General features: G+C 60.0%; 13 protein-coding genes. 10 read left to right on the top strand and 3 right to left on the bottom strand.

The window, feature by feature from the left end:
- Positions 1–33: 33 nt before the first annotated feature.
- Positions 34–330, bottom strand: coding sequence for a hypothetical protein (locus tag G3O01_RS21630; RefSeq protein WP_205807178.1), 297 nt, complete (start codon positions 328–330; stop codon positions 34–36).
- Between the two features lie 320 nt (positions 331–650).
- Between G3O01_RS21630 and G3O01_RS21625 the strand changes: the two genes are divergently transcribed.
- Entirely contained in the window at positions 651–977 is a 327-nt protein-coding gene (locus tag G3O01_RS21625; protein ID WP_205807177.1) for a hypothetical protein, read from the top strand.
- Between the two features lie 95 nt (positions 978–1,072).
- Here G3O01_RS21625 and G3O01_RS21620 read toward each other — a convergent pair whose 3' ends face one another.
- The gene (locus tag G3O01_RS21620; RefSeq protein WP_205807176.1) at positions 1,073–1,321 is read right to left on the bottom strand and encodes a hypothetical protein; all 249 of its coding nucleotides are present in this window, start codon (positions 1,319–1,321) and stop codon (positions 1,073–1,075) included.
- Positions 1,322–1,408: 87 nt separating this feature from the next.
- Positions 1,409–3,955, bottom strand: coding sequence for a PAS domain S-box protein (locus G3O01_RS21615; RefSeq protein WP_205807175.1), 2,547 nt, complete (start codon positions 3,953–3,955; stop codon positions 1,409–1,411).
- Positions 3,956–4,897: 942 nt separating this feature from the next.
- Between G3O01_RS21615 and G3O01_RS21610 the strand changes: the two genes are divergently transcribed.
- The 9 genes from G3O01_RS21610 to G3O01_RS21570 all read left to right on the top strand — a co-directional run bounded on the left by G3O01_RS21610 (position 4,898) and on the right by G3O01_RS21570 (position 10,958).
- Positions 4,898–5,959, top strand: a complete 1,062-nt coding sequence (locus G3O01_RS21610; RefSeq protein WP_205807174.1) for a site-specific integrase — start codon at positions 4,898–4,900, stop codon at positions 5,957–5,959.
- 605 nt (positions 5,960–6,564) lie between these two features.
- Positions 6,565–6,777 (top strand): AlpA family phage regulatory protein, encoded by a 213-nt coding sequence (locus tag G3O01_RS21605; RefSeq protein ID WP_205807173.1) that lies wholly within the window; start codon positions 6,565–6,567, stop codon positions 6,775–6,777.
- The gene (locus G3O01_RS21600; protein WP_205807172.1) at positions 6,777–7,214 is read left to right on the top strand and encodes a hypothetical protein; all 438 of its coding nucleotides are present in this window, start codon (positions 6,777–6,779) and stop codon (positions 7,212–7,214) included. The genes G3O01_RS21605 and G3O01_RS21600 overlap by 1 nt, the downstream gene beginning before the upstream one ends.
- Positions 7,207–8,820 carry a DUF3631 domain-containing protein gene (locus G3O01_RS45775; protein ID WP_346779212.1) on the top strand — a complete coding sequence of 538 codons (1,614 nt, stop codon included), beginning with the start codon at positions 7,207–7,209 and terminating at the stop codon, positions 8,818–8,820. Before G3O01_RS21600 ends, G3O01_RS45775 begins: the two co-directional genes overlap by 8 nt.
- On the top strand, positions 8,817–9,365 hold the full coding sequence (locus tag G3O01_RS21590; RefSeq protein WP_205807171.1) for a hypothetical protein: 549 nt from the start codon (positions 8,817–8,819) through the stop codon (positions 9,363–9,365). The genes G3O01_RS45775 and G3O01_RS21590 overlap by 4 nt, the downstream gene beginning before the upstream one ends.
- A gap of 71 nt (positions 9,366–9,436) precedes the next feature.
- Entirely contained in the window at positions 9,437–9,619 is a 183-nt protein-coding gene (locus G3O01_RS21585) for a hypothetical protein (RefSeq protein ID WP_205807170.1), read from the top strand.
- A 12-nt stretch (positions 9,620–9,631) separates the two neighbouring features.
- The gene (locus G3O01_RS21580) at positions 9,632–9,892 is read left to right on the top strand and encodes a hypothetical protein (RefSeq protein ID WP_205807169.1); all 261 of its coding nucleotides are present in this window, start codon (positions 9,632–9,634) and stop codon (positions 9,890–9,892) included.
- A gap of 73 nt (positions 9,893–9,965) precedes the next feature.
- Entirely contained in the window at positions 9,966–10,631 is a 666-nt protein-coding gene (locus G3O01_RS21575) for a hypothetical protein (RefSeq protein WP_205807168.1), read from the top strand.
- A 159-nt stretch (positions 10,632–10,790) separates the two neighbouring features.
- Entirely contained in the window at positions 10,791–10,958 is a 168-nt protein-coding gene (locus G3O01_RS21570; RefSeq protein WP_205807167.1) for a hypothetical protein, read from the top strand.
- Positions 10,959–10,982: the final 24 nt, after the last annotated feature.

Here is a 10,982-nt window from a genome sequence, read left to right as displayed (position 1 = left end):
GCGAATGTTGCGGGCACGTTCTCTCTATGAAGACTAGGGTACCTGGCGGCTGGCTTGGGGCGTCATGGCGCTGCTGTCGTCGGGTGTCATGCCGGGCATGTTCGTGTCGCTCCCGGTCGTCATGCGCGATGTATCGCCAGGAATCCGGTTCCATGGGCTGGAAACGGGTTCGCTGTGATATGTCATGCCAGCTGTCGCCGCGCCATGAGAGCCGCCGCTGCCATTTGCGCCATTGCCGTTTCCGCCAGCGTACGCAAACGCGGCTGCGCACCCGCACAGCGCGGCGACGACGGCACGCACCAGATGGACCTTCGGTGTTTCGCGAATCATTGCACTCTCCTGAATGTGCCAGCGCGCATGTCGATGGCGCTGGATTCAACGTGCCGCCAGAAATCAGCCCTCGCACCGCGGCAAAGTGCAAGCGCGCTCTTCTTGTCGTGTTTTTGGCGCTCGACGTGTCCGGGTCGCCTGCAAGCAGGACGACTGCGTTACCCGAGTGCCTGATCTGATATACGGCGTGTGCCGGGCGATGGATGCAAGACGTCCGCCCGGCTATCAGATGGCGGGTCTATCGAAGGTGGGTTGTGCTGGAGAGAATGCGGGCTGTATGCTGTAAAAGCGCAACCACGCTAAATGCACTGGGGCAAAAAATGACCACGAATTCCGCCAGACTCCCACCAGACGTGGAAGCACTCTCGACGCTGTCCGAATACCTCGAGCGCGCGCTCGACAAGGCGCTCAGCCTCATCATGCTGCGCACGGGCGCCGACGACGTCAGGCTGTATATCGGTGACGTGAGCGCGCCCAGAGACGAGTGGGCGAACTGCGGGACCATTCAGCGTGAACTGTCCGACACGATACTGGAGGCGACGCAGTCAGGCCTCAATCGCCTCATCATCGATGGGCAGGCGTATCGCTTCACGCGAGTGTTCGCCCAGGCGGAAAACCTGGGCGCAATCGTCTTCACGCCTGCCTGAACTGGCTTCCTTCGGCCGCGGTGCTGGCTGGATGGAACGGGCGGTGACGATAAGCCGTCGCGCGTCCCGAGACGCGACGGATAGCGACGTGCCGCTCAGTTCGGCAGCAACACAGGCAATTGCGACACGCGTCCTGTCTGCACGTCGAGCCACATCTGCTGGCCGCTTGCCGAATGGCTATAGACGAGCGCGCGCATGTCGCGATACATGCCGAGAAATCCCATCAGCGCGCGCACGTTGCGCTTGCCGTGATAGCGCAGCGAGCGCGACGTCTCGCCATTGACGATGACGACGGGATTGATCCGCACGAGCCGCGCAATGAGTTCAGGGTTGACTGTGTTCACGTTCGTTCCTCTATTGAAGGCAGTGTCTTCGCTAACGTCCCTCGCGGATGGCTTCTTGAGTGTTCGGAAGGATCGGTAAGCCTGCGGCTAGTCGCGCACATGCTTGACGGCGATCTGTAGCACGCTTTCCAGTTCGGGCAGATCGACGGGTTTGGTCAGGTGCAGATCAAAACCTGCCGCCTCCGTTTTCGCGCGGTCTTCGCTGGTGCCGAGTCCCGTCATCGCGGCGATCACGGCACCCGACGGCGCGAGCGCCTTGCGGATATGCGGCAGCGCCTCGAAACCCGTCATCTTCGGCATCGACAGATCGAGCAGCACGAGATGCGGCTGCAATGCATGCGCCATTTCGATGGCGGCGGCGCCGTCGTACACGGCGCGCGCGTCGTGACCGAGTACCTGCACGAGCGTCGCCATGCTGTCGGCGGAATCGACGTTGTCGTCGACCACCATCACTTTCAGATCGACCGGTTGCGCCGGCGCGGGGTCTTCTTCGCGCGCGCCTTCGTCGGCGATCGCGTGGCTGCATTCGGGCAGCCACACCGTGAACACACTGCCTTTGCCGCGGCCCTCGCTATGCGCTTCGATATGCCCGCCGTGCAGGTCGACGATCGCGCGCGCCAGCGTCAGCCCGATGCCGAGACCGCTTTTGTCGGCCTGTTCTTCCGTCGGCGTTTCCTGCACGAACAGGTTGAAGACGGCGTCGATGGCATCGCGGTCGATGCCGCGCCCGGTATCGTGAATACGGATTGCGAGCAGCCGCCCCGAGCGGAATATCTGCATGCCGATCGACGCCCCCGTCGGGCTGAACTTCGACGCGTTATTCAGCAGGTTCTGCACGACCTGCACCATGCGCGTGAGATCGCCTTCGATATACATCGGCGTATCGGGCATCACGACATCGAGCTTCTGCTCGCGCGCGGCCAGCAGCGGCGCGCTGCCTTCGATGCTCAACTGCGCGATGGCCTGCATCGACACCGGCTTTGGTTCGATCTGCACGCGTCCCAGCGTGACGCGCCCGGCGTCGAGCAGATCGTCGACGAGCCGGGTGAGGTGCGACAACTGCCGGTCGATCAGTTCATGCTCGGGCACGAACGCGTGATCGTCGGCTGTCTTCAGTTGCAGCATGCTGACGGCATTGCGCAACGGCGCGAGCGGATTGCGCAATTCGTGGCCGAGCAGCGCGAGGAACTGGCTCATCCGTTGGCTCGACGCTTCGAGTTCCTCCAGACGCCGCCGCCGTGACATGTCGCGAGTGATCTTTGCGAAGCCTTGCAGCGCGCCATTCGGATCGCGCAACGCTGTGGTGATGATGTTCGCCCAGAAAATCGTGCCGTTCTTGCGCACACGCCATTCTTCGGTTTCGACGCGGCCTTCGCGCGCGGCGAGTTCGAGGTCGCGTTTGGGCCGGCCGACTGCGACATCTTCCGGCGTATAGAAGAGGGCAGACGACTGGCCGATCACCTCGTGCGGCGCATAGCCCATCACCTGCGTCGCGCCGGCGCTCCAAGTTGTGATGTGGCCGTGTGGATCGAGCATCGTGATCGCATAGTCCTTGATCGCATCGACCAGCACGCGAAAGCGCTTGTCGAGTTCGCGCGCGTTGAAGCGTTCGGTGACGTCGCGGATGAAATACGCGAGCTCCGTGTGTCCGTCGTATTGCACGGGACACGCAGACAGTTCGGCGGGAAACTCGTTGCCGTCGATACGCCGCGCGATCAGTTCCGTGCGGCTGCGGTGCAAGGGCTTTTCGTCGCCTGTTTCCGGCGCGATTCTGAACACGTCCAGTTCGGCGTAACGCGCCTTGCAACGCGCGGGAAACAGCACGTCAAGCATCGGTTGTCCCATGACGGCATCGCGCGCGTAGCCGAACGTGCGCGTCGCTGCATTGTTCCATTCGATGATGATGCCGTTGGCATCGGTGCAGACGAACGCGTCGTGCGTGGTGTCGAGCACGAGACGGCGGCGCCGCAGCGACGCTTCGAGCTTGCTGTCGGCGGCTTCGCGCAGGCTGATTTCGGTGCGCAACCGTGCAATGGTGATCGTGTTCTGTTCGATCAGCGCGCGGTTTTCCGCGAACACGCGTTGATGGGCCATGCCCGAGGCGACGAGCGACGTGATCCGTTCGAGCGTTTCGATGTCATCGGCGGAAAATGCGTCGGTGCGATTTGCCATCAGCTTGACGACGCCGGCCACTTCGGCCTGATAGAGGAGCGGCGCGACGACCATCGACGTGGCCCCGACGCGTTTGCACGCAGCCGCATCCACGCGTGGATCGCTTGACGTATCGCTGCTGTAGAGGAGGTGTTTTTCCAGCGAGCACAGCCCTGACAGACTGCCGTCGCGTTTCAGACGCAGGCCCACGTGATGCGCGATGGTGCCGCTGCACGCGCGATACACCATTTCGTCGCCGTCGACCCATTCGACCACCGATGCATGCGCAGCGGGCACGAGTTCGAGCAGCGAGTCGGTGACGAGCGACAGAAAGCGGTCGAGGTCCAGTTTCGCGGCGGCGATTCTGGAGTGGGCGTCGATCAGTTTTCTCAAACGCGCGTTTGCTATGCGTTCGTGGGTGAGTTGCGGGGTGGTGTCGGTGGTGTTGGTGGTGTCGATCTGTCTGTCGCGGCTGGCGTTCATCGTGAGCGGCTCCATTTACTGGCGCGATTCGCTTTGCGCATGGGCATTTGGTGTTCTATGCCGGGCGCATGAGGGCGTTTAAGCGCTGTTTAACGGTTATACACGTTTGTGTTGGGTTTGATTTTTGTTTTGGGTTTTTGCTTTTGGTTTTTGCTTTAGCTTTCGCTGGCATCCGCGATTTGTCTTGCCTGCTTCACACGTCGCCCCTGTGCGGGGCGGCACCTACTTTTCTTTGCCGCGGCAAAGAAAAGTAGGCAAAAGAAAGCCGCTGAACACCGCCAGTTCTTGTTCCTGCCTGAGGGACCCCAACGGGTCCTCTCCTTCACACGGCAACCTCTCAGTCACCGCCCGTTGCCAACGCTTCGAATTGGCTCATCACCCGCTTCATGCTCCCGCGTCACTGCAAGTGTTGTCGAATTGCGTGCGTTCTATAGCGGCAAACTGTGTGTAGGCTTTCGCGCCATACACTCACCACTCCGGACTGAAAAGCACGATCGGTGTCGTAAGCGCGCCGACGCCTGCGGCACTACGACCTACACACAGTTTGCCACCTGGGCGGCATAAACCATTCGCTGCCGCTGACTGTGCTACGGGTGTTTGAAGTGGGTGAGGCGCAGGTTCGGAGCGTTGGCAACGGGCGGGGACTGAGAAGTTGCCGTGTGAAGGAGAGGACCCGTTGGGGGCCCTCAGGCGGAGGTCAAGAACGGGCGGTGTTAGCCCGCTTTCTTTGCTTACTTTCTTTGCGGCGGCAAAGAAAGTAAGTGCCGCCCCGCACAAGCAACACACCTGCCCGTGTACGAATCGATTTTTCACGTGAAATCAATGCGTTATGGTTATATAGCATGAGTTAGCGTGCACCACGAGGAATAGAGCGCGCGCCCGTTTTTCTGTATTTTGGCTCGTGCAGTACGCGGCAAGCCAACTCACACAGGGGAGCGGAAAATGGCAACGATTCAGACACGCACGAACGGCGACGGCTCGACAGTTTATCGCGCACTCATCCGCCGCAAGGGCCACTATGCAAGCGGGACATTCGACACACGCGAGCAGGCCGACAATTGGGCCGACGCGATGGAGCAACGCATCGCCGAATCGCTTTCAATCGCGCCCGGCCAGATCACGCTCGCCTCGACTGTCGCGCAGATGTTGATGAAGTACGTCAAGGAAGTCACGCCGACGAAGTGCGGCGAAAAGACGGAACGTTATGCGCTGAATATGTACATCGAACGCTTTCGCGCGCTCGACAAAACGCTCGCCAATTTCGGCACGCGCGATCTCGAAGCGATCATGCACGCGCGCCTGAAGGGCAATGCTGATTACCCGCCCGTCAACCCCGCGACCGTGCGCCGTGAGTTCGGCATGCTCTCGGGCGCGTTTACACACGCGATGAAAAAGTGGCATCTTCCGCTGTCGGTCAATCCGTGCTCGCGCATCGACCGTCCACGCGCTAACCCGCATCGCACGCGCCGCGTGCCCGACAGGGAGCGCGACGCCGTATGTCAGTCGCTCGGGTGGGACCAGCGCACGAAGCCGACGACGCGCCCGCAGCGCGTCGCGTGGGCGTTCTGCTTCGCGCTCGAAACGGCCATGCGCCGCGGCGAAATCCTGCGTGCCGACTGGTCGCAATACGACGAGCGCGCCCGTCGTCTGCACGTGCCGTTTTCGAAGAACGGCGACGCGCGCAACGTGCCGATTTCCGCACGCGCCCGCGCGCTGCTCGATCTGATGGGCGTGCGCCAGTCGGGCTCAATCGTGAATGTGATCGAAACGACGTTCGCGAACGCATGGAACGCAGCGAAAAAGGGCAAAGCGTGGGAAGACCTGCATTTCCACGACGCCCGTCACGAAGCCACGACGCGCTTCGCGAAGCTCGTGCCGACCGTGCTGCACTTGCAGAAAATCACCGGGCACCGCGATCTGAAATCGCTGCTGATCTACTTCAACCCGGAAGCCGACGAACTGGCCGGGCTGCTCGACGGGCCAGCGCTCAAGCTGGCTGCATAGTGGAAAATCTGCCGCCAACAAAAAGCCTCGCAATTTCGAGGCATTTTCGTGCTGGCGCTGTTCAGGACGCGTCAAGTGCGTCCCGCCCGTCGTTGCTGCTGAATCTGTGTGCGTGACGACGCGCGGGGCTCGTGCAACCTTCTGACGCTCGCTGCCGCGCAGTCCACGCGGCTTACACGTGCTCGCTTACGACGCTTCTTCGACTTGAACGAAGGACGGCCAGCTCACGATGATCGGGTTGACTATTGACCGTGCGAGACCGACACACGACCGCATTACGTAAAAAGCAATGAAATTCTTTTCGGCGCGATGCGGCGTCATGAATTAGCGTGTATTCGGCATTCTGTAGAATTCGGCATGATTCGTTACGCATATATGCGAAACGATCGAATAGAATATTATTCGAATTAAGTTAACGATAGTGAAATATTAATCCACCGCTTGCTGGGACAAGAGCCATAATAACCGCGTACAGTACCACTTAAGATTGCTTCAGATCTCGGCAGAAGTTGAGATTTGCCATCTTGTGTTGGGGCATTCCGGACGTGCGATCGAGTTGCTTTCTATGCCATGTAATCAGCTCTACTTATGATTATGGAGGAGGCATGCAAGTTGATATTGATGCGCGGCTTTCGTTGCTACGGCGTGAGCATGTTGTAGCCGCAACTGGGTTGCCGCTGTCGACTATCTACGGACGAATCAAAGCGGGGACCTTCCCAGCACCGGTCAAGATCGGCGTGCGATCGGTCGGCTGGCGGCGCTGCGATATCAATGCCTGGCTGGCCGACCCTGCCGGTTACACGACGGAGGACGCTTGATGAACAGCGGTGTTTCACCTGCACAGTTGGTACTCGATCATTTGCATGGAGCGCGGGCGGTTGGGCATGGCCGCTGGACCGCGTGCTGTCCCGCCCATAACGATCGTCGTCCTTCGCTCGCGATCACCGAAAAGTCTGACGGCGCCCTGCTTCTCCATTGTTTCTCGGGATGCGCTGTAGGTGACATTGTCGCTGCGATCGGCCTCGATCTGTCCGACCTGTTCCCATCAGGAAAAGCTGGTGTTCAAAGCAGCAAACCGGCAATACGCCGCTTTTCCGCAGAGCAGGTACTGCGCACGGCGACGCTCGAACTGATCGAGGTTGCGCTGATCGTCGGTGCAATCGACCGGCGCGGTTCTGTCACGGCAACCGAACGTGATCGTCTGCGGTTGTCCGTTTCGCGTTTAATGGCTGCGGAGGGCTGGACCCGTGAATAATGCAAGCGACAAGGTGGATCTCGCCCTGCTGGATCAACTGCACGTTGAGCAGAACCACAGAAACGAGGCTGGAACGAGCGCACATGACGGCGATCGCGAACCGAACCCCGCCATAGAGTTGACTGTTGAAGTCGTTCCCGGCGATGGAGGCGGCGTCACGATCGCAAGCGATCAGGCTGAGACGGATGATCAGGCGTTGCTGCGGCTTGCTGCGCTTACGCCAGTCGAATACGACCGAGTGCGGAAGGATGAAGCCAGGCAGTTGGGCGTGAAACTTTCTACGCTGGATGATCTTGTAACCAAAGCACGGGCTGACGAGTTCGCGGACGCTGGGAGCGATCCATTTCCGAAGGTCACACCGTGGGCGGCACCTGTCGACGGCGACGTGCTGCTCGATGACATTACTCGTACGGTTCGGCGGTTCGTCGTGTGCGACAGCGAGGTTGCACAATCCGCCGCGCTATGGATCATGGCCGCATGGTTTGTCGATCAGATAAGCGCATGTCCCATCGCATTGATCAATGCTCCTGAGAAGGCGTGTGGCAAGACCCAGCTGCTTACGATTATCGGGCGGCTCGTACCGCGTCCTGCTCAGTTGAGCAACATCTCATCATCCGTACTGTTTCGGATGATCGAGAAGTATCAGCCGACACTGCTCGTCGATGAAATCGAAACCGTTTTGACCCAGGAGGCAGTGGATCTGCGCGGTCTGTTCAATGCCGGTCATACCCGCGATTCCGCGTATGTCTGGCGCAGCGTGCCAGTCGGCGATGACTTTGAGCCGAAACGGTTCGCGGTATTCGGTATGAAGGCCATCGCTGGAATCAACGCTGACCGCTTGGCGGAGACTGTGACAAGCCGGTCAATCGTGATGCCGCTGCGCCGCAAATTGCCGCACGAAAAAGTGGAGCGCCTTCGTTATGCCGAGCACGGTTTGTTTAATGAGCTATGCGCAAAAGCCGCTCGATGGGCCGAGGACAATGCCGAGGCTGTGCGATGTGCGCGCCCAACCCTTCCCGACGCATTAAGCGACCGCGCGCAGGACAATTGGGAACCATTGTTCAGCATTGCTGAAGTTGCGAAAGGTGAATGGCCCGTTCTCGCGCGAGCGGCCGCGCTCAAGCTGTCGGGGAACCCGGAGCTGTCACAGAGCGCGGGGGCCGAACTGCTGGCCGACATTAAGGCGATCTTCGATGCCAAATGTGTGCGACGCCTGTCAATCACCGACCTGCTGCGTGCGCTGCTGTCCGACGAGGAAAAACCGTGGGCGACGTGGAACCACGGGAAACCCTTGTCGCCGCGTCAGCTCGGCAAGAAACTTTCGGAGTACGGCGTGCGCAGCAAGGCGATTCGGATCGGCTATGAAGTGCAAAAGGGTTATGAACGAGACCAGTTTGCCGACGCCTTTTCTCGTTACCTCTCCGATGCGCCCTCTGCTGCAGTTACCGGGTTACAAACCGCTGCGGACGCGGATCTCGGCGTAACCCAAGGGGATTGCGTAACTGTTACTCAGAAGGAGCCGGTTACGCAGGAAGCCAATGCCGACGCGGGCTGTAACCGTGTAACCGGCCAGGCCGGGGAAGGCCGCCAGGAGAAAGATCTATGAGTAATGAGACGAGTAACGACGTGCGGATGCTGATCGCGGCAGCACGCGCCGCCGGTCTTGTCTTAACGCCGAATGGGGACAAGCTGAAGGTGCGGGGCGACGGTGCAGTAATCGATCAGTGGACCGCAGAACTGGTTGCGCATAAAGCCGAAATTCTCGCCTGTCTGACGCAGGAAGGCGCCAGCGTCGGCTTTCCCTTCGATGAGGAGAGCGCCGCACCGTTCTGCCCCTGGGGGCCTTACGTGACACACGAGATGTTGAACGAGTGGCAGCACGAACTGCGGCGTCTGCTTGCCGAGCTCGCCACGGTCGAGGTGTGGACTGACGAACGCCGTGTGGCGTTTGCAGACTACGTCGAACGTCAGCCTGCGCTCGCGACATTGCGCGATGACATCGCGTATTTTAAGGAACGGCTGAACGATGCGCAGCGCGGTGTGAACCCTCCAGAGGCAAGGCCCTACGTCTGGCTGTCTGAGCGGGGTTACTGCCTGGGCTGCAATGGCGAATGCATCGGCACCTCAAAGCCCTGCACGTGGCGTAGGTAAGCAGCGCGCTGTATAGGCCGCTTGCCGAGGTTCGCATTGCCATCCTTGTTTGATAAATTAAGGATATCGAAATGCATAATGAATCTGTGCCGAAACAGTTATTGGAAAAATTCGGCTATGACGAGCGAAAGCGCGAGCACTTCGCCTTGCTTTGGCTTGCCAGCCCGGGCACCACGCGAGAGGCTCTAGTCCGCTTTCGCGTCGAATTTCGGCTCGGCTATGCAGTGCTTACCCCCAGCCGGGATTCTGAGTGAAGGAGAAAGCCGATGAAAACCGCTTCACCGATTAGCTGGAACGCGCCTGATACGGCGAACGAATTGCTATCGCCGCGATTCAATTCGCATGGATGCGTCGATTTTGTTCTCGTCGAGCTTGACTTGAACGATCCTCAATCCGGGGGTGTGCTCGGCGTCAAATTCGCACAAGCGCGCTATACGGTCGATTCGCAGGGCAACGATGTGTGGCTTACAGCCGAACCTTCACCGCGCCGCCTTTACGGTGTCGTCGGCTGGGCGCTGGCGCAATGACCATTACCAGCAGTAGCAACGTATCGGGAAGCTCATTAAACGAGCCGCCGATACCAACCTTAAGGGAGGCAGCATGAACCGTTACAAACAAAATGCACAACTAATTGACCTCATCGAGCGCGCCGGCATGCGTCAAGAACTTGAGGATCGGGTCGAAGCTCAGAAGCTGGAAAAACGAAAGGAACTGGTTACAGAGCGCGGGCGTCTACTTAGGGAATGTGAAGAGGTCATGCCGCAACTGGACGCGGCGGCTGTCGAAGCGCGTGAAACGGTGGCCTTGCTTGAGCAGAAGCTTTTTGCTGCGCATCAGGCGATGCACTCCACGCTGCAGCGCGCGTACGGCACGCGCTGCAGCTATGGGACAGGCGTGGTCGACGCGGAAATCGAGCGGAATGCGCCGCAGTTCATGCAGGATGCATTTGACGCGTTGCAGGAGGCCATCGATTTCCTTCGCGGCACGGTGTGCTTCTGGCAACAGCCGCAGCGGGTCGGCTGGGGATTTCAGACGATCGACGTGAGCAACTGCGAACAAGTCGGCACACTGCGGCGCAAATGCCAGGACGGCCAAGACGAGATTCGCGCAATGATGTTCGACGTCGGCACGCCCACCGATGCCCAGCGCGCTCGTTGTGCAGCGATCTTGGAGCAATGCGTCGCGTTGACGCATCCTCAGCTTAAGGATGACCGGCACTGGCTGATGCATCAAGAGCGCAAGGCACGCGCGACCAAATCGGCCTGAAGGCGATTCGACGACTCGTGCGCAGGTGGCTGTGCCGCCTGCGCGCTTTCGATTTCGGCGGTTTGAAGCCGCTGTGATTCGCCCGCGCTATGGCTACCCAACGTCACGCTCTGCGGGCTCGATGTGGTCATCGCGCGATACCTTGCCGACCGTCGCTGCGTGACCATTACGCTGAGCGGCATCGCCGAGACGTTCGGGCGCAATCACACGTACTACCGGCGCATAGCGAACCGGCTCGAAGAGCAGTTAGTCGCTATCGAAACCCGCGCAATAGATGACCTCACACCGCTCTTCAGGCGTGAATACAATGGACACTCACTCGCATAAAAGCGTGTGGGTGCGCCGACCGGC

Origin of the sequence: Burkholderia sp. Ac-20365, from assembly GCF_017104715.1 — a bacterium.
In the GTDB taxonomy this organism is placed as follows: domain Bacteria; phylum Pseudomonadota; class Gammaproteobacteria; order Burkholderiales; family Burkholderiaceae; genus Paraburkholderia.
Note: the sequence above shows the minus strand (reverse complement) of the source record. Positions and strands in the feature narration are given on the sequence as shown.